This is a genomic window from Anaerocolumna sp. MB42-C2, assembly GCF_030913705.1.
GTDB lineage: Bacteria > Bacillota > Clostridia > Lachnospirales > Lachnospiraceae > Anaerocolumna.
Genome location: NZ_CP133190.1, coordinates 3,631,793 through 3,656,391 on the forward strand (window position 1 = coordinate 3,631,793; position 24,599 = coordinate 3,656,391).

Annotated in this window: 21 protein-coding genes; 9 read left to right on the forward strand and 12 right to left on the reverse strand. The window is 36.4% G+C overall.

Going from position 1 to position 24,599, the window contains the following annotated elements:
• Positions 1-439: 439 nt before the first annotated feature.
• Both RBU59_RS16120 and RBU59_RS16125 read left to right on the forward strand, forming a co-directional pair.
• Entirely contained in the window at positions 440-2,032 is a 1,593-nt protein-coding gene (locus RBU59_RS16120; RefSeq protein WP_308143529.1) for a DEAD/DEAH box helicase, read from the forward strand.
• Positions 2,033-2,322: 290 nt separating this feature from the next.
• A complete protein-coding gene (locus RBU59_RS16125; protein ID WP_308143530.1) occupies positions 2,323-3,306 on the forward strand; it encodes a hypothetical protein in 984 nt (327 codons plus the stop codon).
• Between the two features lie 112 nt (positions 3,307-3,418).
• On the opposite strand, the gene RBU59_RS16130 is transcribed toward RBU59_RS16125, so the two are convergent.
• Positions 3,419-3,904 carry a putative signal transducing protein gene (locus RBU59_RS16130; protein ID WP_308143531.1) on the reverse strand — a complete coding sequence of 162 codons (486 nt, stop codon included), beginning with the start codon at positions 3,902-3,904 and terminating at the stop codon, positions 3,419-3,421.
• A 401-nt stretch (positions 3,905-4,305) separates the two neighbouring features.
• On the opposite strand from RBU59_RS16130, the gene RBU59_RS16135 reads away from it, so the two are divergent.
• The gene (locus RBU59_RS16135; RefSeq protein ID WP_308143532.1) at positions 4,306-5,550 is read left to right on the forward strand and encodes an AGE family epimerase/isomerase; all 1,245 of its coding nucleotides are present in this window, start codon (positions 4,306-4,308) and stop codon (positions 5,548-5,550) included.
• Positions 5,551-5,588: 38 nt separating this feature from the next.
• Entirely contained in the window at positions 5,589-6,755 is a 1,167-nt protein-coding gene (locus RBU59_RS16140; protein ID WP_308143533.1) for a glycoside hydrolase family 130 protein, read from the forward strand.
• 301 nt (positions 6,756-7,056) lie between these two features.
• Here the strand turns inward: RBU59_RS16140 and RBU59_RS16145 are convergent, their stop codons facing one another.
• From RBU59_RS16145 to trhA, 3 genes are all read right to left on the reverse strand, one after another.
• The gene (locus RBU59_RS16145; RefSeq protein ID WP_308143534.1) at positions 7,057-7,599 is read right to left on the reverse strand and encodes an NADH peroxidase; all 543 of its coding nucleotides are present in this window, start codon (positions 7,597-7,599) and stop codon (positions 7,057-7,059) included.
• A 321-nt stretch (positions 7,600-7,920) separates the two neighbouring features.
• Complete coding sequence (locus tag RBU59_RS16150) at positions 7,921-8,316, reverse strand: Fur family transcriptional regulator (protein ID WP_308143535.1); 396 nt, start codon at positions 8,314-8,316, stop codon at positions 7,921-7,923.
• Between the two features lie 66 nt (positions 8,317-8,382).
• Positions 8,383-9,054: a PAQR family membrane homeostasis protein TrhA gene (gene trhA / locus RBU59_RS16155; RefSeq protein WP_308143536.1), complete on the reverse strand. Its 672-nt coding sequence runs from the start codon at positions 9,052-9,054 to the stop codon at positions 8,383-8,385.
• Positions 9,055-9,369: 315 nt separating this feature from the next.
• Between trhA and RBU59_RS16160 the strand changes: the two genes are divergently transcribed.
• Positions 9,370-9,561, forward strand: a complete 192-nt coding sequence (locus RBU59_RS16160; RefSeq protein WP_308143537.1) for a DUF951 domain-containing protein — start codon at positions 9,370-9,372, stop codon at positions 9,559-9,561.
• 21 nt (positions 9,562-9,582) lie between these two features.
• Here the strand turns inward: RBU59_RS16160 and RBU59_RS16165 are convergent, their stop codons facing one another.
• From RBU59_RS16165 to RBU59_RS16195, 7 genes are all read right to left on the reverse strand, one after another.
• Positions 9,583-10,092 carry a hypothetical protein gene (locus RBU59_RS16165; protein WP_308143538.1) on the reverse strand — a complete coding sequence of 170 codons (510 nt, stop codon included), beginning with the start codon at positions 10,090-10,092 and terminating at the stop codon, positions 9,583-9,585.
• A 23-nt stretch (positions 10,093-10,115) separates the two neighbouring features.
• Complete coding sequence (locus RBU59_RS16170; protein WP_308143539.1) at positions 10,116-11,198, reverse strand: SGNH/GDSL hydrolase family protein; 1,083 nt, start codon at positions 11,196-11,198, stop codon at positions 10,116-10,118.
• Between the two features lie 15 nt (positions 11,199-11,213).
• Positions 11,214-12,791: an MBOAT family O-acyltransferase gene (locus tag RBU59_RS16175; RefSeq protein ID WP_308143540.1), complete on the reverse strand. Its 1,578-nt coding sequence runs from the start codon at positions 12,789-12,791 to the stop codon at positions 11,214-11,216.
• Positions 12,792-12,892: 101 nt separating this feature from the next.
• Positions 12,893-13,120 (reverse strand): acyl carrier protein, encoded by a 228-nt coding sequence (locus RBU59_RS16180; protein ID WP_308143541.1) that lies wholly within the window; start codon positions 13,118-13,120, stop codon positions 12,893-12,895.
• Between the two features lie 78 nt (positions 13,121-13,198).
• Positions 13,199-14,719: an AMP-binding protein gene (locus tag RBU59_RS16185; protein ID WP_308143542.1), complete on the reverse strand. Its 1,521-nt coding sequence runs from the start codon at positions 14,717-14,719 to the stop codon at positions 13,199-13,201.
• Between the two features lie 30 nt (positions 14,720-14,749).
• Positions 14,750-15,475, reverse strand: coding sequence for an aspartate/glutamate racemase family protein (locus RBU59_RS16190; RefSeq protein WP_308148592.1), 726 nt, complete (start codon positions 15,473-15,475; stop codon positions 14,750-14,752).
• Positions 15,476-15,593: 118 nt separating this feature from the next.
• A complete protein-coding gene (locus RBU59_RS16195; protein WP_308143543.1) occupies positions 15,594-17,225 on the reverse strand; it encodes an immunoglobulin-like domain-containing protein in 1,632 nt (543 codons plus the stop codon).
• A 300-nt stretch (positions 17,226-17,525) separates the two neighbouring features.
• Here RBU59_RS16195 and RBU59_RS16200 point away from each other — a divergent pair, with 300 nt between their 5' ends.
• Positions 17,526-17,957, forward strand: coding sequence for a hypothetical protein (locus tag RBU59_RS16200; protein ID WP_308143544.1), 432 nt, complete (start codon positions 17,526-17,528; stop codon positions 17,955-17,957).
• A 139-nt stretch (positions 17,958-18,096) separates the two neighbouring features.
• Here RBU59_RS16200 and RBU59_RS16205 read toward each other — a convergent pair whose 3' ends face one another.
• The gene (locus RBU59_RS16205) at positions 18,097-18,972 is read right to left on the reverse strand and encodes an ROK family protein (RefSeq protein WP_308143545.1); all 876 of its coding nucleotides are present in this window, start codon (positions 18,970-18,972) and stop codon (positions 18,097-18,099) included.
• Between the two features lie 282 nt (positions 18,973-19,254).
• Between RBU59_RS16205 and RBU59_RS16210 the strand changes: the two genes are divergently transcribed.
• From RBU59_RS16210 to RBU59_RS16220, 3 genes are all read left to right on the forward strand, one after another.
• The gene (locus RBU59_RS16210) at positions 19,255-20,079 is read left to right on the forward strand and encodes an alpha/beta hydrolase (protein WP_308143546.1); all 825 of its coding nucleotides are present in this window, start codon (positions 19,255-19,257) and stop codon (positions 20,077-20,079) included.
• A gap of 178 nt (positions 20,080-20,257) precedes the next feature.
• Positions 20,258-21,730 carry an alpha-N-arabinofuranosidase gene (locus RBU59_RS16215; protein ID WP_308143547.1) on the forward strand — a complete coding sequence of 491 codons (1,473 nt, stop codon included), beginning with the start codon at positions 20,258-20,260 and terminating at the stop codon, positions 21,728-21,730.
• A gap of 417 nt (positions 21,731-22,147) precedes the next feature.
• A complete protein-coding gene (locus RBU59_RS16220; RefSeq protein WP_308143548.1) occupies positions 22,148-24,424 on the forward strand; it encodes a sensor domain-containing protein in 2,277 nt (758 codons plus the stop codon).
• Positions 24,425-24,599: the final 175 nt, after the last annotated feature.

Consider the following 24,599-nt stretch of genomic DNA (forward strand, 5'->3'; position numbering starts at 1 on the left):
ATATATTTAAGCTCTCTGTCCAAATTGGCCAAGAGCTTTTTTTATCTTACAGGAAATTGCATCCAATAAGATAAAAAGCCCTCCGGGCGGGATGCACATGACGCGCCAGTGAATATTGTCACTGAAGTGACAGCGCGTCAGCGCCAGAGTCTGGCAAGCCAGACTCTATCTTATAGTATAGGAAAGTTTCTTCCTATTCTATAAAAATATGGGATTTCACTCTATAAGAGTTGATTATATTAAACTTTTGGGAATTGTCGATTCCCACGGCGATCGTTTTTGACGTAAATCTGGTTATAGGAACAAAAAATAAGTTCCTGTAATAATTTTGCAGATGCTTAAGTTATATTACCAAGAATATTCAAGTAAGGATTGAATACCTGGTAACTAGGACAAAATAATAAGAGATTTAAGGAAAAAGAAAGGAACCGAAATAAACATGCAAACAACGAAATTTGAGGAATTAGGAATTAGTGAACCTATATTGAAAGCAATTGTTGATATGGGCTTTGAAGAAGCATCACCAATACAGGCAAATGCAATCCCTATCATGTTATCCGGTAAGGATATTGTGGGGCAGGCGCAAACAGGAACAGGTAAAACAGCAGCTTTTGGTATTCCACTGTTACAGGCAATAGATCCAAAAGATAAACATCTGCAGGCAGTTGTGCTAAGCCCGACGAGAGAGTTGGCTATTCAGATAGCAGATGAAATCAGAAAACTGGCAACATACCTCCATGGAATCAAAGTACTGCCGATCTATGGCGGACAGGAAATATCAAAACAAATACGTTCCTTAAAAGCCGGTACGCAGATTGTAATTGGTACTCCGGGCCGTGTTATGGATCATATGAGAAGAAAGACTGTTAAGTTTGATGAAGTAAAGCTGATTGTATTGGATGAAGCGGATGAGATGTTAAATATGGGATTCCGTGAAGATATTGAAACCATATTAAAGGATGTTCCGGAAGAAAGGCAGACTGTGCTATTTTCTGCTACCATGCCAAAACCTATTATGGACATAGCGAAAACTTATCAAAAAGAAGCGGAAATCATCCGTGTTGTTAAAAAGGAATTAACCGTACCGAAGATTGAACAGTATTATTATGAAGTAAAACCAAAGAATAAAGAAGAAGTTTTATGCCGTTTAATTGATATGTATGACCCTAAATTATCCCTGGTTTTCTGTAATACCAAAAAACAGGTAGATGAGTTAGTATCCGTACTGCAGGGCAGAGGATATTTTGCAGAAGGACTTCATGGTGATTTAAAGCAGCAGCAGCGTGACCGTGTTATGAACAGTTTCCGTAACGGAAAAACAGATATCTTAGTAGCAACTGACGTAGCGGCCAGAGGAATCGATGTAGATGACGTGGAAGCGGTATTTAATTATGATGTTCCTCAGGATGATGAATATTATGTTCACCGTATCGGCCGAACCGGGCGTGCAGGACGAACCGGACGTGCCTTTACGCTGGTAGTTGGTAAAGAAGTATATAAATTAAAAGACATTCAGAGATATTGCAAGACCAAAATCATTGCTCAGCCCATACCTTCCATGAATGATGTAACGGCTGTAAAAGCAGAAAAGATATTGGATCGTATCAATAACATTATCAGTTCTGAAGATTTAACAAAGATGGTTGAAATTATTGAAGCCCGTGTTAATGCAGAAGACTATACTACATTGGATATTGCAGCGGCTTTTCTTAAAATGACCATGGGTGAAGAAAATGACCAGATCGAAGAGAAAGAAAGCTATATGGATTATGGCGACACCGGTGCAGAAGCAGGTATGGTAAGGCTCTTCATTAATATCGGTAAAAAGCAGAATACAAGACCCGGAGATATCTTAGGAGCGATTGCCGGAGAAACCGGTATGCCAGGTAAATTAATCGGCTCTATTGATATGTATGATAAATATACATTCGTAGAAGTTCCAAGAGAATATGCTTCTGATGTTATTCAGGTTATGAAAGATGCGAAAATAAAAGGTAAGAGCATTAATATTGAGCCGGCTAACCGTAAATAATTAAAAAGTTATTAATTAGGCTAAGTATTAGGATAATATTCCTAATGGATGTTTATTATGATTTTATGTAGATAGAAACAAGAAAATAAGACCAGATCATTTCTTCTGAAAATATTTGGAAGAAAGAGCGGGTCTTTTTTTATGTATTAGGAAATAAAAAGCCTGACCGGCAGGATCTTTCTTATAATGTAGAACCCACAGGTTAAATTATTTATCATACAGTCCGATAAATATGGTAGGTAATGGTAATTATAATATAAAAATAAAATGTTAAATGGGGAGAATCAGTTATGGATAAAATCAATGGACAAAATTATAACAAGAACATCTACATACAAAATACTGCGACAAAAGAAAAGGAACAAAACAAGCAGGAGGAAGTCAATAATAAACAGGGCAAAAACGGAAATACGGTTTTCGCCGGTAATTTAAAGTTAGGCGAAACAGATATACTATCGAAAAGTGATAAGATGAAAGAAAATGCCATAAAGGTAATTTTAAGTGCATTTACCGGCGAACAGAAAATAGATGAGAATATTGAATCACATCAGGAAAATGCCAAAGCTTTAGAAAAAGAAGCACAAGAGGCGTTAGGTGAATTAAACCAGATTGATAAATTAAAACAAAATTTGCAGAAGACCTGTAATGTTGATCCGGAAAGCGATGAACAAAAGGATTTGGAAGTGTTGGAAAAACTGGAGGATAGCAGAAGAGGTTTTGGCGATGAGCCATTAACCGAAGAGGATATGCAAAGGGTTGGGGCTATGGGGCCTTTAACAGAGTATCAGAAAGCTGCCTTAGAATACCACGACATGGAATTAACCTTTAGAGAAAGGATTCGTGATGCCAATAATTCTATTACCGGGGAACATATGACGATAGAGGGAATTCAATTGGCTAAATTAAAGACACACACAATGGTTGATGCCGGTAAAGCATCGGATAAATTAATAAAAAATGCCAGTAAAGAAGCAATTGGCAGTCTGCTTGATGAAGCAAAAGAGAATATTGATGATAAGATAGAAGAAGATAAGGATAAAGCAGAAGAAATCAAAGAGAAAGAAAAAGAAGAGAAAGAGAAGACGGAAAAAGCGGATAGTAATAAAGAGCCCGCCCAGAAAGCAAAGGAAAATAGTGACGATGCTTCAATAGAACAAGCTCAAAAGAATGCTACCGACTGGGATAAAATCCACCAGGAAATTCAGGCTATGGCTGATAAAGCGAAATTACTCACGGAAGATATGAAAGGTATAACCGTGGATGAACAGATTTAAACTTTATTGATATATGATGTACATTTAAGGTCGGAGTTGGCGCTCCGACCTTAATTCTGCTTGGCAGGTGAAGGATAAAACCAGATGTAGTAAAACCGATTATCCGTTCCCTTTATATTTTACTTAATATAGTAAAAAATATTGAGGTGCCGGCCACTGCAATTAATATTATTCGTGCTATCATACGTGGATTTCGGTAAAATGGGATGCTATAATCCATCGGGACGTTTTCTTCTGTAGAGGTGGACATGTTATCAGGACAGAGATCAAGCTCACTTAGTATATCCATCGCTCTTGTATAATCTTCTTTATCCACATAAATATCTTCTCCAAAGATGGAGTATCCCATATAAATATTCATGTACCCGCCTGCGCCCTTGCTTTTTTTAAAACAAGGAATATTATTGTTTTGAAGTAAATTAATTAAAAGTTCAGCATCAATGTCATTAGCTACTGATTTTATCTTAATTGGATTAAGTGCTGTAAGTATTTCAATATTTTTTTCTGGTAATGGTAATGAATCTACTAAATTCTCATTGCAGTCAGGACATATCTTAAAGCCCTCCCTGTATTCGCATTTACATTTTGGACAGAACATGATGTCTTCAGACCTCCTTTTTTGCAGATTCTAATCTTTTTAGACTTGCGAAACTGCTTAGATAGATAGTGAAAATTGTTTTTTATTTACATATTAACATATATCTTATTTTAATACAAGAAACACGAAATAACACAGAATTCGGCGATTAGAGCTTAGCAGATAGATTAGACTCTGGCATGTGAAATGAATGATACTGTGCCACAAGAGTTATACTAGGATAAGAATGATGAGAAAAATACAGACAGGCAGATTGTTGATTTTACCTTAAGAAATGCATTATAAATGCATAATTTTATACAAATAAAATGTGCATAAAAAGTGAATTGGTAGCTTGTAATCACTTTAGAATATGTTATAATAAAGTAGCAAAAAAATTAGGGAAGGTGGGAGAGAATATCGTGTTTATCAAAGAAGTAAAGGATAATTTGGAAGGTAATATTATTCCGTTTTGGGAAAAATTAAGAGATAACCAATATGGCGGTTTTTATGGATTCTATGATTTTGACCTAAAATTGCACAAAGAAGCAACAAAAGGTGTCATATTGAATAGCAGAATTCTATGGTTTTTTACCAATGCATATACAACTTTGGGTGAAAAGGAATGCTTAATCCATGCAAAACATGCATATGAATTCTTAAAGAAAGCCTGTTTAGATAAGGAATATGGCGGTGTATACTGGTCTATAACTTATAACGGAAAACCGGAGGATATGACGAAACACACGTATAATCAGGCCTTTGCAATCTATGCATTATCTTCCTATTATGGTGCAACAAAAGACTCGGAAAGCTTAAAACTTGCATATGATTTATTTGAACTGATAGAAACAAAATGCAAGGACTCTATCGGATATCTGGAAGCCTTTGACCGTACGTTTCAACCGGTTGATAATGAAAAATTGTCGGAGAACGGTCTTATGGCAAGCAAAACCATGAATACTCTGCTCCATGTATTTGAAGCGTATACGGAACTTTACAGGGTAGTTAAGGTGAAAAATGATGAAGATATTTTACACCATCCTGATTTAAATGCACGCCAAGGCATGCAGATGGGAGTTAAGCAGGAAAAAGTAGGAAAGTGCTTAAGATGGATAATGGATCAGTTTGCAGATGTTTTATTTAACACAGAACGAAGAATCCTGGAAGTTTTCTTTGATGAAAATATGAAGACCTTATCAGATCTTAATTCTTACGGACATGATATTGAAGCTTCCTGGCTCATTGACCGGGGATGCGAAGTCCTGGGGGACGAAGCATATACTGCTAAAATGCGAAAAGTGACAGATGCATTAAGGGAACATATCTTAGAAGAAGGTTTTGATGGAACTTCCCTTAATAATGAATGTTTTAAAGGAGAAGTGGATACAACAAAAATCTGGTGGGTGGAGGCAGAAGCTGTTCTTGGATTTATTAACGGTTATCAGAAAGATAACAGCAAAAAAGAATATATGGATGCGGCCGCTAAGATCTGGGATTTTATAAAGAATTATATGATAGATAAAAGAAGCGGTTCCGAGTGGTTTTATGACCTTAATAAAAAGGGAGAACCGATAAGCCGGAAAGAAATTGTGGGACCTTGGAAATGTCCTTACCACAACGGAAGAATGTGTTTTGAAGTGATTAAAAGAAATATCGACTGGTAAATTAATTGGCTGATTGCCCTGAAAGGTGAGAGAATAAGATGCATCCGAATTATTATGTTCAATTAGATAAATACAATAAATTAATTCATAAGAAAAATGTAATAAGTTCGATTTATAATGGTATTTATGATCGTTATATCAATCCGGTATTAACCAACGAACATATTCCGTTATTCTGGAAATATGATCTAAATGAAGAAACCAATCCATATTTTATGGAACGGCTGGGAGTAAATGCAGTATTTAACTCAGGTGCTATAGAATTAAACGGTAAGTATTATTTAGTGGCACGGGTAGAAGGAAATGACAGAAAATCTTTTTTTGCAGTAGCAGAAAGTGATAGCCCGGTAGACGGTTTTAAATTCTGGGATTATCCCATTCTTTTACCGGATACCTGCCCGGAAGAAACCAATGTATACGATATGCGCCTTACCAAACATGAAGATGGATTTATCTATGGTGTATTCTGTTCCGAAAGCAAGGATCATACCGTAAATGATTTATCCGCAGCGAAAGCAGAAGCCGGCATTGTAAGAACAAAAGATCTTAAAAACTGGGAAAGATTAAATAACCTGAAGACATTAAATTCGCCACAGCAGAGAAATGTAGTTCTGCATCCGGAATTTGTAAACGGTAAATATGCTTTTTATACCAGACCTATGGATGATTTTATTAATACCGGTTCCGGCGGTGGAATTGGTTTCGGTTTATGTGACGATATTACGAAGGCTGTAATAGATGAGGAAATCATAACTAGTGAAAGAAAATATCATACTATTACAGAAGCGAAAAACGGAGCAGGAGCCGTGCCGATCAAAACGGAAAAAGGTTGGATTCATATAGCCCATGGTGTAAGAAACACGGCAGCAGGATTAAGGTATGTAATTTATGTTTTTGCTACGGATTTAGCTGATCCTTCCAAAGTAATAGCGGAACCGTCAGGATTTTTTATTGCACCGTTAGGGGAAGAGAGAGTTGGAGATGTATCCAATGTTACTTTTACGAATGGAGCCATTGCAAGAGATAACGGAGAAGTTTATATCTATTATGCATCTTCCGATACCAGACTGCATGTAGCAGCAACCACCATAGATAAATTGCTGGATTACACTTTCCAAACACCGGAGGATCCGTTCCGTTCTGTGGAATGTGTACAACAAAGATGTGATTTTATCAGAAAGAATTTAGAATTTTTAGGAAGATAAATCTGATATCCAATAGCTGAATTATAAACATAAAGAACCGACTGGGATTTGGGGAATCACAGCCGGTTCTTTACATAGTATGTAGGGATCAAGTTATATATAATGGGGAGTATTATATATAATAGAAAATGGCACGTTAAGTATAAATCCAGGAACTATAATCTATATAAACAGGTGTCCCATATGCTTCATTATATTGTAACATACGAACTTACAGGCAGATGAGACACCTACTTACGTTTTAAATAATTAAGTACTGCTTAACATTGTACTGGGCAGAATATTATTATAAAAACATTCATTATGCAAAATATCTATCAAGTAATCCTTTGAAAGCCTTACCATGTCTTGCTTCGTCTTTAGCCATTTCATGAACGGTATCATGGATTGCATCAAGATCTGCAGCTTTCGCACGTTTTGCAAGATCAAATTTGCCTGCGGTTGCACCGTTTTCAGCAGCGACTCTTAATTCAAGGTTTTTCTTAGTGCTGTTTGTTACAACTTCACCAAGTAATTCTGCAAATTTAGAGGCATGTTCTGCTTCTTCATAAGCTGCTTTCTCATAATATAAACCAACTTCCGGATAACCCTCTCTAAAAGCAACTCTTGACATAGCAAGGTACATACCAACTTCACAGCATTCGCCGTTAAAATTATCTCTTAAATCTTTTAAGATATCTTCGCTTACACCTTGTGCAATTCCCACAACATGTTCAGCAGCCCAGGTTAATTCCCCGGATTGTTCCTCGAATTTAGATGACGGAGCTTTACAAATTGGACAAGCCTCCGGTGCTGAATCTCCTTCATAAACATAACCACAAACTTGACATACAAATTTTTTCATACTTTTATTCTCCTTTTCGATATTATTAAATTAATAATAGTAATGATTACTGATATTATAATATAACAGGATTGTATATTTGTCAATACCATTTTATAAATTTTTTGAAATTATTTTGTATGGATATGTATTTGAGCTTTTATTACTCATTAATTAACAATAGACTTACCATCAATTCAGTTTATATATAATAAGGATAAGAAGTTCAAGGGGTAGGATAAGAAAAAACGATTGTTCATAATGAAACAACTGTTCCTAAATTTAAGATTCCAATAAATACAGGGAAGAATCTTTTTAAATTTAGGAACAGTTCATTGGGGGTTAACTATTTAATTTGCAGTTACTGCATTTACCATAAAAGAATGTTGAGTGACCGTGTATTTCTCCGCTAAAACCTGCTTCTGCAATCCGGTTAATATGGTCAAGTGCACCTGGCGCTATATCAAGGTCCAAAACACAGGAGCATTCCGTACATACAAAATGATAATGCGGGTTGGGGTTGCCATCAAATCGGTCGCTTCCATTACCGGGAGACAGTTTCATGATCTCACCCAGATCTGCTAATAAATTAAGATTACGATATACGGTTCCTAAACTGATATTGGGATATTTTTCACGTATATGCATATATACGGTATCTGCAGTAGGATGTTCTTTTGTTTGAGACAGATATTCTTTAATCGATTCACGCTGACGGCTGAACTTTGTAGTTGTCATTTTTCACCTCCAATAATAGTAATCATTATTGATTCTATCATATGAGGTTTAACTAGTCAAGGTGTATCATATTGGCATATTTACTATAAATTTATACATTAATATAAAATGGCAGGCGCTGCCTCCGAGACAGAACAGATGAAAGATTTCATGAGAACCGAAATATTTGTGCCGGTTATTAAAAATCGGAAGTTTCAGCGCATAAATTACACCGCCTACCGTATAGATAATACCGCCTGCAAGTAACCAGTTAAAAGCGTCACCGGAAAGAGCATTTAATAAAGGTGAGAAAGCCAGAACACAGGTCCAGCCCATGGCTATATAAATTATGGAAGAAACCCATTTTGGACAATAGACCCAAAAAGCTTTCAGACAGATACCTAACAAGGCCATCCCCCATATTAAAGACAATAAGGCAAAGCCTACCGGTCCGTTTAGAACGATTAAACATACAGGTGTATAGGTTCCGGCGATTAAGATAAAAATCATCATATGATCAAACTTTTTTAAACGCCTGTTAATCTTGTCAGACAAATCAAAGGTATGGTATACTGTGCTTGCAGTGTATAATAATATCATACTTAATGCAAAAACACCTAAAGAGATAAAATGTACCGGATCCGGCGCTTTCGAAGCTTTTAATAATAAGGGGAGTGCTGCAAATGTTGCCATAAGCATACCAATGAAATGGGTGATTGCGCTGCCTGGGTCTTTGGGTTTCATAATTTTTTTAGCCATAAAATCATTCCTTTCTTGCTATTATATAAAATTTTTATTGTGCTGGTATTTATAAAAATAAAATTATAACAACCAGTAGAGTTGAAAAATGCATCATGTAGTAATAAAAACTACATTATCTATAAAGGTATACTACATCATATGGAAGTAAAATGCAAGGGGTAAATATATTAAATTTTACAGGAAATAGTACCCATATATTTACAGCGGAGGTTTTGTAATTGAAAGTATTTAATTAAGAAATTACGGAGCTTATATGGAATAAGAATCTGGCAGATGGAAATATAATATTTAAGTTTTATAAGGAGGACTAAAATGGATATACAAATAGGTGATATATTAAAACTCAAAAAACAGCATCCCTGTGGAAGCAGCCAATGGGAGGTTTTGAGGGTAGGCATGGATTTTCGTTTAAAATGTTTAGGCTGCGGACATCAGATTATGCTTCCAAGAAAACAAGTGGAAAAAAGTATTCGTCAAATTACGAAAAAAGAGCAGCAGGAATAAAGTTTAAAGTAAAGTTATACCTTAATTCGTAATAAATTCATAGTTAATGGAAGTAACTGCATTATTTTCAATTAGAAAGGTAAGTTTGGTTTTGCCTTTTGTATAGGCTAAAGAACCGGATTCTTCGGTAAAATCATTCCCATAGGTTTTGATTACTTCGTCCTTGGTTTTACCTATAAAAACACCTTCTTTTGTAGATACGCTGTCATCTGTAAATTCAATTGCAGAGATATAATCGCCATCTGCCCCTGGATAGGTAGATAAGTCAAAACCGTTGTAATAATATATTTTATCCAAACCCTGAAAGGCACAGCTTGGAGCCTCAAAATAGTCCATAGGCTCACCTAAAGCAGTAACGATGGGAGCTGCATTGTCGTTCATAGATATGGTTACACCCTGGTAGTCAAATTGATAACCGGCCGTGTTTTGTGCAGGTTGTGTATTAGTTCCGTTGTTTTTAACGTTGTTGCTGCTTTTGCTGCAACCAACCAAGAGTGACATTAGGATGAGTGTAAATATAATTTTTTTCATAAGCTTACTCCTGTCTTTTTAATCTATTCATTGTCCCTTGTAACGGCCTGGGCACCCAGACTTTTTAAGTAACCGTATTTCTTCAATTCGGCCTGCTGTGCTTCTTTGGTAGCATAATAAAAATCTGCTTTTTCTTTCCACACCCTGCTTAATTCCGGAGCTTTTCTTTTATCTTCAATTTTAAAAGAATGACTTAGTATAGCACCGAAATATTTGGTGAATTTTTCTGCGCCGGAAAGATTCAGATGAAGACCTGCGTCACAGGTATCCGTAGTAAAATCAATGCCCATTTCATCTATATAGTTGAGAAAATTTATATATAATAAATCATTCTTTGCAGCATAATCTTTTATCTGCTGATCCCATTCCCTATACCAATAGGGATAAACACTGGGGGATTTGATTAATACCAGTTGGATTCCATTTTTCCTGCAAAGGTCGGTCATCCGATTCAGATAATCATAGCTGTTAGCTCCGAACTGATAATCGGGAAGTTTTTTCCCGGGAGGAATAAAAGTAACCGGCTTAACATCAACACGCATCAGATAACCGTTACTGGATATCCTTTTTCTATGAAACAGATATTTAAAATCATCCAAGGTAAGGTCGGACCATCTGGCGTGATACCTAAGAATAGGAAACAAATAGGACAGAAAACTCTCATCCCTCGTTTTGGATGCCTGGATGTCTTTTAATTTTGTTAAAGAAAACTTCATGCCATCTAAAGTCATCCGGTTATAAGCTTCATTCTGTGGTTCGTTATATTTCATGGCTAATACATTAAATACTACCACCTTCGGTTTTTCATATTTTAACGTCTCTTCTAATAAGTAATAGGACTGCCAGATCAGCTGTTGGGCACTGCCTCTGATATAACTGGTGATCCCGTAATCCTCCCATAAGGTAATGGGTGAGATATTAGAAAAAACTTCGCAATCACCAACAAATATAACATCATGATTTTTTTCTTCGGCATAATATTCTTCAATTAAATTACCCTCATGGATTTCCGATACATATTTTGGCATAAATAAGTCTTGCAATAATATAAGGAAAATGATAAAAAAGCTTATTACGATGAGATTTAAACGCAAATTTTTCTTCATATTCTCCTCCTAAGGTTAAAACTGGCTGTATATAAATTGGCTTGCATTATAACCGATGCCATATGCACCAAATATCAGGACGGAAAGAAACAGGATGAAATATATGGCATACCTGATAAGAACCGGTTTTGCCGACAGTTTTTTGCGGACGCTTCCTCGCCGTCCGATTAAACTGACAGTTAACATAGTGGTTACGCCAAGGATAAGCACCACATAATCGGCTAAGGTAAGCCCGAGCCCCATAAAACCTCCGCTTAGGATTTCCTGTATATTTAAATCAGTAAAAATGGTTCCATACATTTTAATGGTGGTACTTACATCCCGGTAGCAGTCAAAAGTCCTTAAGAAACTCATCAGCCAGAAAGTACGGGTTACCTGAAATAAACGGTAATAAAAAGTATGTCCGATAGGGCATCTGCTGTGGAATTTCTCATAAAGGGGCGCACACTCCTGTGAGATAAGGATAATGATACCGTTTAATAACCCCCATACAATAAAATTCCAACTTCCGCCATGCCAGAAACCGGTGGTAAACCAGACCACCAAAGTTGCGATATATACGGGAATCCGTTTGCCTATATTCTCACCAAAGGTTTTTCTGCAGGTTTTAGACAGGTTTAACATTGGCTTGCAAACCGAAATCGGATAAAACATATATTCCTTAAACCAGGTACCTAAGGTAATGTGCCATCTTCGCCAGTATTCCACAATGGATTTAGAGAAGTATGGTCTTATAAAGTTTTCTTTGATACGGATGCCCAGAACTTCGGCAATTCCGATTGTTATGTCAATGCCTCCGGTAAAGTCGGAATATAATTCAATGGCGTAAAAGAACATTCCCATTAATACATAGGAGCCCTGATATTTATCCGGAGCCCCGATAATAGTATTTACGGCGGTAAGAATACGGTCAGCCACAACCAATTTCTTAAAATATCCCCATAAAATCCTGGTAAGCCCGAAGGTAATATTTCTTTGGTTATATTCATGATGTTGAAACATGGTTTCTTTCAGGTCATCAAAACGGCTGATGGGGCCTTGTATCAACTGGGGAAAAAATGAGATAAACAAAGCAAGTTTGCCTATGTTTTTTTCAGCGGGATACTTTTCCCGGTAAATATCAATAATATAACCCATTGACTGAAAAGTATAAAAGGAGATGCCAAGGGGAAGCAGGAACTGAAAAAAAGACAATTCCTGATTAAAAATCATGTTAATATTATAGATTGCAAAGTCAGTATATTTTAAAATTCCCAAAATACCGAAATTAAGAAATAAGCATAATAAAAGCCAGCGAAAACGTTTGGTTTTTACAGCTGCTTTATATTCCTTTTTCTCTTCCCTGGTAAGCGAGGCTTTTTTTTCTTTTAAATAAGCGGATTGCAGGACAGACAACTGATTTAATTTAAGACTTACGAAATAAGTGGAAACCGTTGTAAACAGAATATAAGTCAGATACCAGTTTCCTGCAAAGAAATAAAAGATATAGCTGGAAGTCAGAAGCAATATCCACTGAAATTTTTTCGGTATCAGGTAATAAATTATAAATAACAGAATCAAAAAAATAACAAAGCTGTGGGATGTGAAAAGCATGAAACCCCCTCATTCTTATAAGTTACCTGGTATGCGTATCACAATAAATGTATCAATATACAATATACCATTAACGAATAGCTCGTTCAGATATGCAATTCCTAATCATCAGATAAACGTTCGATTAATTGATAGAGTGCTTTAGCCGAATTAAAGTTATCCGGAGTAATCTCATCTGCCGGAATAGCTACATCATATTCATCATTAATTTCAGATATCAGGGTTACAATATCAAAAGAATCTATGATATTATCATCAATTAAGGTATTGCAGGTTTCGTAATCGATTTCCGGATGAATACTTTTTAATAGTTCGATTAATTGTTCCATAGTGTCCTCATTTCCTCCTTTTTATAATGTGTATAACTTGGATACATTAACAGTTTTAAGTAAATCGGTTTTTCAGACTTATGATTTATTATCTTTGTAATAAGACTCCTTTAGAAATACCCTGTTTATTTTACCGTTCGGTGTGAGGGGCATTTCTTCAAGAGATCTGATAACATTGGGCAGCATATATCGTGGCAGCTTTTCTTTCATCTTATTAATAACTTCGCTGTCCTTGAGACTGCCGACGTAATATAAGAGAATTTTTTTCTTATCTTCATCAAATAAACAGCAGGCGGCTTTAATACCGCCTAAGTTATTTACAATCATTTCGATTTCACCTAATTCAATGCGGTGTCCCATGTGTTTGATCTGGTTATCCTTACGGGAAATAAAAATTAATTCTCCCCGATCATTGTATCGTCCCAGATCACCGGTACGGTAGATCAATTCGGGGTATGCCGTATTTAACGGATTCTGGACAAAGACTTCTTTTGTTTTATCAAAATCCCCATAATAACCAAGGGTAAGTGCAGTGCCGCGGATACAGATCTCACCGGTGTCACCGGGAGACGGTATTTGATTTTGTTCATCCAGTAATATAATTTCCGTGTTTTGAAAAGGCCGTCCAATCGGCATAACTTCCTCTGAATTAAAATCACGGTCGACAAGGTAATAACAGGACATTCCGGTAGCTTCCGTGGGACCGTATAGGTTAAAAAAACGTGCCTTAGGAAGAGCCTGTTTCCAGAGGTTAAATTGTTTTATGGGAAATACTTCACTGCCAAAGGCTATGGTATGAAGGTATTTGGGGATCACCTTATCCAAGGTACCAAAAGCGGATATCATAGTAAGGGCGGACACGACCCAGCACACTGTATTTATCTTATATTCATTTAAGAATTCTACCAGCTTAACCGGAAAGCGGAATATACTTTTCGGAATCAGGTAAGTGGTTGCACCGAATTTTAAGGTAGGATACAGTTCTTTTAGACAGGCATCTACATAGAGGGGAGTCTGGTTTCCGAAGACGGTATCTTCGCTGATCTGCAGCACTTTTGATAAATTTTCAATGTAATCAATAACGGAGCGGTGACAGGCAGCCACTCCTTTTGGAATACCGGTTGAACCCGAGGTAAATACAATATAGATGGGGTCCGTATCAATTGCTTTATCTCTGATTTTAGCTATAATATCTTCCTTAATGGCCGTTTTTATAATCGTTTTATATAGGAATATCTTACCCTTATAATCTAAAGACGGAATTATATCCTGAGTCGTTTCATCACAGATTACGGCATTGGGATTTAGTTTTTTAAAAATAAGCTTAATCCGGTTTTTTGGCATTTCCTCATCAAGAGGTACATAATAATTGCCCCCATAAACAATTCCATAAAAAGCGACAATAGAGGCCGGATGTTTTTTCATAAATACGATGACGGGTTCCTTATAGATTTTCTCATCGCTAAGAAAGGTTCCGATTGCCCTTCCATACTCATATACTTCACGAAAGGTAATGTGGTCTTCTTCATTGGCATATGCAGTTTTTTCCGGCTTTTGTCTCACGGTAGCCTCTAAATATTCTAAAACATTACGTAACATCTCTAACTCCTTAACCGGCACCGGTTGCTTTTATTTTGAGATTAAACAGTGAAATTCTTTTTTTAATTTTGTATCACATAATAAAATGGATTGTGCCGCCAATACTTCCATGGCATCAATATAACCGGCCCCAATGGGATAATCCCGTTTGATAAGGGATAGTTCGGTACACCCGATTATAATAACCTCGGCACCGTGTTTTTTTAGTTCCTGGGTTACAGATTGGAACTTGTCCAGTTCAGGTTTAATACCGGCTTTGATATTATCATAGATTATGCTGTTTATATAGTCTTGCCCCTGCCGGTTAGGTACGATGACTCGAATTTTGTAAAACTTCAATTCTTCCTGAAATATTCTGCTGAAGACGGTTCCCTCCGTTGCCACCAACCCTACATATTCTATATTATTATTTTGCAGATGTCTTGCGGTTTCCTGTATCATATTAATAATTGGAACAGCTAATTTTTGTGACAGCAAAGAATGATAAAAGTGAGCTGTGATACAGGGAATGGCAATATAATCCACCTGCAGGGAAACGAGTTTAGTCCCAATCTCAATCATTGGAATTACCGGGTTGTTTTTACTTTTGCCAAGAATATGGGAGGTTCTGTCCGGTATAGAGGGGCAGTTATAAATTACCATTTCCAGGTGCTCCTGATCAGCTTTTGCATCTGTCATTTTTAAAATTAAGTCAAAAAAGTATGCTGTAGCAAAGGGACCGAGTCCGCCGATAACTCCTAATTTCTTCGTAAAGATTCTCCTTTCGGTTTTTTATTTAATTTAGGTAATTGCGAAACTCACATATTATCTCTATATGCATGGTATATTCAAAAAACTATATAGCTTTGCAATTGCCTAATTTTGTTTAACAAAATTACTCCTTAGGTGTAGCCGGGTACAGATCTTTATTATAATTATAATAGTTATTGCCCCTTTCACCGGAGAGCTGTGCCAGCTTAGTATCAGTCAGCATAAAAGATTCCTTATGATCAACATTGGGACAGGAATCATAGTGATACCAGCCGCTGCCGATATTAATCATACTCCAATAGTGTCTTGTTCTGCCTCCGACTCTGGTAACATCCAGGTTGTCGATTTCAGTGAGGGTTAATAATTCTTTGGATACGGCAAAATAGGTAAAACAATCCCCAACCCCATTTTTAATTCCGTTGTAAGCTTCTTTTACCCAATCACTTTTATCAGAGTGTCCGGTATAAGCAATATGTCCTTTTGTCCATTTATAAATTGCATAAGTTTTATCACGTTTGGTCATAGAGGAATTCGTTATGTTATTGAGAATATTTTGTGCCAGGTTATCCAGAACACTTCTGTCTACGGTATATTTTCTTACTGTTACAGTAATGGTTTTTTTCGCCTTATTACCGCTGGAATCCGTTGCGGTGTAAATAACCGGATAAGAACCTTCTTTTCGTAAGTTGACTTTACTGCTGTCAATTTTAAGTGGAACATCCTTATCTTTATTATCCGTTACAGATATATTATTCTTGTAGGAAACCTTATCGCCAATATAAACTGTCTTATTCATGGCACCGATAATAACAGGTGCTTTTGTATCCTTTTTTACTGTAAGTTTGGCAGCAAGGTCTTTTTGATTTCCACTGGTATCTTTTAGTATGATATTAATCTTTGAGGTACCTGCTTTTGTAAAGTCAGGCGGTACTTTGTAGGATACGGTGACATCAGTAGCATCGGAAATATCTTTCACAAAGGACTTGGCCTTTATGCTCTCTCCGGCCCAGATTACCCGGTTCATGGTTACAGCTGTTGGAGGAGTTGTATCAACTACTTCCAGTTTACAGGTTACGGTATTATTATCTGCCTTAATCCTGATATCATACACAGCCGGTTTATTAAAATTTAATTTATCCACATCGGTTTCATAGGAAAGCTTATAGTCTGCAGTATTTAAATATTCGTTAATATCAGGAGCCGGTGAGCCGGCTTCTATTTGTATTTTATTTTTCAGATCAAGAAGGGTAAGAATGGCGGGTAATTCTGTCCGGTTCTGGCTGGTATCGGATAGAACCAGGGTTACCGGCTGTTCTCCGGTTTTATTAAAATCCGGACGAGTCTTATAGACAGTGGTTACACTGGTAGCATCACGGATATCTGAGAGGAATGTATCCGGCTTTAGTTCTACCCCTATAGGTGCAGCCTGATCGACTACTATCGCAGCAGGAGGTCTGGTATCAACAATTTTTAGTTTAGAATCGTATCGTTTACCGTTTGCTTTTATCCTGATTTCATAGACTCCCGGTGTATTAAGATCCAGAGCAGAAATATCGGTTTCATAAGCAGCAGTATCATCTTTATCTGTTAAAAATTCCTTTACATCATACATTGCACTGCCTGCTTCCAGGGTTACGGATTTTTTAACTTTTGGCAGGAAAGAAAAGTAAACGAATATTCCAATGGCTATGGCAGCGGCACAGAGTAACAATAGAAGATAGACTGCGGTTGTTTTATGTTTAGGTGGTCTATACATGTGTACCTCCTATAAATACATAACTTTAGGATTAGGGTGTCAAAAGTCAATTCGGATAATAAAGTTATTAAACAATTACCTGGATGGCTTAAATTTTTCATTTTGAAAAAATGATAAGGGATATCATTAGATAATGAGAGTATTATATGCTTATCAGGATAATTATAAACGTTATATTTAAAATTATTAGTATTTAGAAAAAGAATAAAAAATTACCAATAAACAGAACAAATGTTTGATATTTTGGATAAGTTGTGGTAAAATAAGTTTATTAATATATTCATATAAGGGGATGATAAGATGGATTCTATTCTTGTTTTTATTGATGGAACTATTTGTGACCAGAGGAATCGCATACATTTAGCGGATACACCGGATTTTAATACAGAAGATAATATATTAAGTGATTTACCTACTAATGGAAGTATAGAATGTTTGAGAGAGTTATCAGTGAAGTATAAGCTCATTTATATTGGAGCACGACATAATTCATATATTGATGTAACAAGAAAGTGGCTTAAGAAAGTTGGATTTCCGGAAGGGGAAGTATACTTAGGGGATAATCAGGAAGAAAGAATGAAGATTGTATTAGAATTAAAAGATAAAAATAATTTTATTGCCGGTATTGGTGACAGGTGGGATGACAATGAACTGCATTTGGCAATCGGATGTAAAAGTATTATTTTACAGGAATGGGAGCCCAATTGGGATACCGTCATAAAATATATTTGATGTCTTAAGATTGACCCGATATAAGCTGGTTTAATTATGTTCAGTCGGATTTGGACTTCATACAAAAACTTTAAATGGCTGCACAAAACATTCCTATTATAAAAACTTCTAAGAAACAGGTTTAGTGCAGCCATTAAATTTATTTATTTTTTAATTCCATTTTAGCCAACTGAATACATCCCATAATTCCCTGATTATCATTTAAGGCAGCAGGAACGATATAGTGCTCCATATCATTAATCTGGGAAGTCCTTACATAACCGTTTAATAATTCGGTTACTTTATTGCGTATAAGAGGGAATAACTGCGCCTGATGCATAACACCGCCCCCTAATACGATTCTGTGAGGTGACAGCGTTAAGATATAACCAACAAGTGCCTGAGCAATATAATATGCTTCTATCTCCCAGACTTTTTGGTTGTCCTTTAATTCAATCGCTTTTTTACCCCAGCGTTTTTCAATGGAAGGACCGGATGCTAAACCTTCCAGGCAATTTGGATGATATGGGCATACTCCTTCGAAATTATCCTCCGGATGTTTACTTAAAAGTACATGTCCTGCCTCCGGATGAAGCATTCCGTGTAACAATCCGCCGTTTTGATATACACCAATTCCAACACCAGTACCAATGGTTATATATATACTGGATTCTACATCTTTCGTTATTCCCCAGGTAGCTTCTCCCAATGCGGATCCGTTAACATCCGTATCAAATCCGATAGGAATAGGCAGCTCCTTTTTTAGATTGCCAACCAGATCATAATTAGCCCATGCCAATTTTGGGGTTGAAGTAATATATCCATAAGTTTTTGATTTTTTATCTAAATCAATGGGACCAAAAGATCCAATCCCCAAAGCTGCAATTTCTTTACCTTTAAAATATTCAATTATTTTAGGAATTGTAATAGAAGGGGTTTCGGTAGGAATGGATACCTGCTCAAGAATTTCACCATTTTCATTGCCGATAGCCAGTACCATTTTAGTACCGCCGGCTTCTAAAGCACCAAATAACATGTTAAAAACCTCCAAGTAATATTCTTATAGTTACGTTTTTTGCCTAACAGTTTAGGGCAGTTAAGCTTTCTTCTATTTTAACCCATGTTTTATGAAAAATATAGTACTATTTTAGCAAAATATAAATTCTTCAACAAACTTTTATGAAAGAGCTCCGACAATTCTTGAAGAATATATAGTACAGTGCTATACTTTTTCTATCATAATTATAAGGAAGACTTGAATGTAAAGTTTCACGATTACCTAGATCGGATTTAGGTTTAATCAGAGAGGAGAAATTATATGAAATATTTTACTACGGAAATCAAAACTAATTTAGAAAATGCACCAAAACAGCCGGTGACCCTTAGCTGTTACATACCGGATAATTCACCTGATATAGATACTAACAGGCTTCATCCCGCTGTAGTGGTGCTTCCCGGAGGGGCCTATGGCTTCACCTCTGACCGTGAAAATGAAGCGGTAGCACTAAAATATATATCTGAGGGAATCTGTGCCTTTGTTTTAAAATATCATGTCGCACCGGTTCGTTTTCCAGTTGCTTTGTGTGAAGCTTTGCTGTCGGTTTTATATGTAAGAGATCATGCAGACGAATATCATATTGACCCGGATAACATCAGCGTATGCGGTTTTTCGGCAGGGGGTCATCTGGCTGCATCAACCGGTGTGTTCTGGAATCATGATTATATTTTTAAGCTGCTTAGTATAGAACCTGATAAAATAAAACCCAATAAGCTGATTTTATCCTATCCTGTTATTACAAGCGGCGAATATGCTCATCGCGGGTCCTTTGAAAATTTACTGGGGGATGAGAAAGAGAATGAAAAATGGCTTGAATTTAATAGTCTGGAAAAACAGGTCACAAAAGATACTCCGGAGACCTTTATCTGGCATACTTATGATGATGAAGCGGTTCCGGTGCAAAACTCTATGATGTTTGCATCTGCGTTAATTGAACATAAAGTACCAACGGAACTGCATATTTATAAAAGCGGCTGCCATGGACTGTCACTGGGTAATTATCTTGTATATGGTGATAAAAAGTATGGTGACAGCCATATGTCGTCTGATTGGATTGATAAGGCGGTTCGTTTTATTTATAACTAAAATGAACAAGGCGTTTCGCTTCCTTTGTTACAATTCAGCTGCGAGTTGAACCGTAATGTTTACTTTGAGCTGAGCTATAACCCCATTGACAAAATTAATATCGTATAGTAGAATATTGGTAAATGAAAACTTATGTAAATTATTTTAGTAAAATCTAAAATTAATATGGAGGTACGGTATGAGTAAGTTAATTATTAATGCAGGTAACAAAAAATCCAGGATTAACAAAGAAATCTATGGACATTTTTCCGAACATCTGGGCAGATGTATTTATGAAGGACTGTATGTAGGGGAGAATTCTAAAATTCCCAATAAAAACGGAATGCGAACCGATGTAGTAAATGCCCTCAAGGAAATGAAACTACCGATGCTTCGCTGGCCGGGCGGCTGTTTTGCAGATGAATATCACTGGAGGGATGGCATTGGTCCTAAGGAAACCCGTAAGAAAATGATTAATACCCACTGGGGCGGAGTATTGGAGGATAACAGCTTTGGTACCCATGAGTTCCTGGAGTTATGTGATCAGATTGGATGTCAGCCATATATAAACGGCAATCTTGGAAGCGGTACGGTTCAGGAGATGTCAGAGTGGATTGAGTATATGACTTTTGACGGGGTTTCACCTATGGCAGACCTAAGAGCGAAAAACGGAAGAAAAGAACCCTGGAAAATTAAATTTTTCGGAGTTGGTAATGAAAACTGGGGCTGCGGCGGTAATATGACACCTGAATATTATGCCAACGAGTACCGTAGATATCAGACTTATTGCAGGAATTACGGTGATAACCGCCTCTTTAAGATTGCCTGCGGTCCAAATGAGGGTAATTATGAGTGGTGCGATACGGTTATGAGAATGGCTTCTCCTTATATGGATGCCTTATCCCTGCACTATTATACCATTGAAAAGAACTGGGAAGATAAAGGTTCGGCCACCGTATTTGATGAAAAAGGCTGGTATATTACTTTAAAGAAAGCTTTACATATGGAAGAGCTGGTGACCAGACATAGTAAAATTATGGACAAGTATGATCCGGACAAACGAGTTGCTTTAGCTGTGGATGAGTGGGGCTGCTGGTTTAATGTAGAACCTGGAACCAATCCGGGATTTTTGTATCAGCAGAATACCATGCGTGATGCATTAGTAGCAGGTATCAACCTTAATATCTTTAACAAACACAGTGACCGTGTTAGAATTGCCAATATTGCACAGCTTATTAATGTACTGCAATCTGTAATTCTGACGGAAGGGGATAAGATGCTCTTAACCCCTACCTATCATGTCTTTAACATGTATAAATGCCACCAGGATGCCACTTTAGTAGACAGTTATATTGATACAGAGGAAGTCGGTCCGGAAGAAGCAAAGGTTCCTAACCTTTCTGAATCTGCTTCCGTAGATCCAGACGGAAGATTACATATTACCCTTAATAACTTATCTGTAAGCCAGTCCTATAATATTAACAGTATCCTGGTTGACAGAAAAGTAAATGGTGTTAAGGCAGAAATATTAACCAATAAGATGGATGCTTATAATACGTTCGAGAACCCTGATAAAGTACATACGGAAGAATTTACCGAATTTAAACTTACTGAGGGTGGGCTGGATTTTGTAATACCTCCTTGCAGTATAATACACTTTGAAATTGATTAGGCCTGCGTTATAAATGTGAATACTCAATATGGTACTAATGGATTAGTATCAAACAGTTTTTTAAAATGGTGAATTTATTAATAAAAAGGCGACGGCCCTTATATTTGCGATCTAAGACTATGGTTTTTCCATAGTCTTATTTTTATGCAATAGATAATTGCGTCCTATTGCATAAAAAGCCCGACTAGTTTACCTTTTGTGGTTCCTAAGATATAGATAAAATTGTCATTACCGTGACATTGACAATTTGAAATTCAAAGTATAAATGATTAAAATAATAGCGTATAATATTTTACATAAATTTATTAAAATAATTAAAATTCGACATTTTTATGATTTCCTATAAGCAGTAATGCAATTTACTTATCACTTGGCAAAATAATATTATTCTTTGTTAAAAATGAAGGCGGTACTTTAATGGATGGAGATAAAAGTGTAAAAGCACTGGAAACTACACAAAATATCAGCGAAAATATTGATACTTGTGATATAAAAAATCATAAGTTATTTCTAACCGGATTTTTTAATACGGAGCATATTGTTCTCATTATATGGAGGCCTGACGGCACAGTAGTCTGGTTGAATAAATATGCCGGGCGACTGGCAGATATTAACGATAGTTTTGTAAAGGGAGAAATCAAAGTCAGTACAATTTTACCTGCAGAAGTGGAAGGATTGATTAGAGAAAAGGCAATAGGTAAAGAGAATATGGCACGCCATTATGAATATACCGGGCCGTTGATAACTAAAAATACTTGCAAACTGTATTTTAAATGGGACAGTTATTCTATACCGGATGAAAGCGGTGATGAATACATAATAACAACAGGAGTTGATATTACCGGATTTAAATTCACAGAAAAGAAATTGCAAGAAGCCAATGAGGAATTAAGTGTATGGCAGAAGGAAATGGCCGCCATGAATGAGGAATTGATGGCTCAGGAAGAAGAGCTAAAACATCATCTTACAGAATTAAAGAAACAGGATGAGGCTTTAAAAGTAACTGAAGAACGGTATCGACTGGTCGTAGAAGGGGCAAGTGATGGCATCTGGGATTGGGATCTTTTAAAGAATTCAGCTTATTTATCGGAGGATTGGAGTCTTATGCTGGGTTTTGAGGAATCTGAGGTATTGGGCTATTACGATAAGTGGGTAGACCGGATCCATCCTAATGATAAGAAAGCAGTCATAAATAATATTAAAAATTGCCTGAATAATAAATGCTCCCATTATTTATATGAATATCGGATAAAATTAAAAACAGGTAAATATATCTGGGTATCCAGTAAAGGCAAGGTGCTGTTTAATGAAAATTTAGTACCAATCCGCATAGCAGGTTCTCATACGAATATTACCGAAAGAAAAAAAACAGAAAGTAAATTGAACTACCTTGCATATTATGATATCCTGACAGGCATTCCGCTTCGAGCTACATTTATGAATAGTCTGAAAGATACCATACAGATATCAAAAGCAAAAGGTATATGTTTTGCTGTGTTATTTTTAGATATTGACAATTTTAAAATTGTTAATGATACTTATGGACATCATATTGGTGACAGATTTTTAAAAAAAGTGGCTGACAGACTGAAATCCTGTATCAGAAAAAAAGATATGTTATCCCGAATCGGCGGAGATGAATTTACACTTTTACTAAACAATCTAACAGAGAAGCAAGAGGCGGAGCTTATTGCTAATGACATTCTTAAAATATTTGAGTATCCGGTGGAAATTAACGGGCATAAGCTTTACACAACGTTCAGTATTGGAATATCGGTTTTTCCGGAAAATGGGCAGGATGGTAAAGGGTTGATTAAAAAAGCAGATATAGCAATGTATCAGGCAAAAGAAAACGGCAAAAACAACATAAAATTTTATGATTATGAAATGAGCAGAAGTATTAATTACAGGGATGATCTGAAGCGGAGTTTAAGGAGTGCCTTGGAGAAGCAGGAATTTTACTTATGTTATCAACCCCTGGTGGAAGCGAAAGCGAAGAAAGTAGTAAGTCTGGAAGCACTTATTAGATGGAGGAAACCAGGGAATGGTATTATCAGTCCCAATGAATTTATTTGTCTTGCAGAAGAATCCAAATTAATAATACCCATAGGGGAGTGGGTTCTAGATACTGCCTGTAGACAAATAAAGGAATGGCATGATGCAGGAATCTATAATAGCAGTGTTTCGGTAAACATATCGGTTCTGCAGTTAAAACAGCCGGAGTTTATTAAAATGGTATCGGAAATTCTATTAAAGACAGGGCTTTCACCCGAATACCTGCAGCTTGAAATAACAGAAAGCTCCTATATGGAACACATTCATTCAGTGGAAGAAAACATGAAACTTCTCAAAAAAATAGGAATAAAAGTTTTGCTGGATGATTTCGGCACAGGATATAATACATTAAAAAACCTTCAAAATTTTACCGTAGACAGTTTAAAAATAGACCGGTCATTTGTTGGAAATATTAAAATTAATGTGAATAAAGTAATTGTTGAGGCTATAATCCTGCTTGGCCGCAGGATACATGCGGAAATAATTGCGGAAGGAGTGGAAACAAAGGAGCAGTATGAATATCTGAAAAGTATTGGTTGTAATATCATTCAAGGATATTATTTCTGTAAACCGCTTGAATCGGAAGAGACTGTTTTGTTTCTGAAACAAGATATGAAAGCAGTATTTGTAAAGCTCTAAATATAAAAACTGCCGCAAATAGTAGAGATACTACGTGCGATCTGCCTAGAGGACAGTCAAAAACAATCAATTTTCGTATCGTCAGCCATGTTAACGGCCGGCGATATTTTTTTATCGGAAAGTTCGGGCAGGATCCACATGAGACGCCATAGGTAGATGTCATTGAGGTGAATGG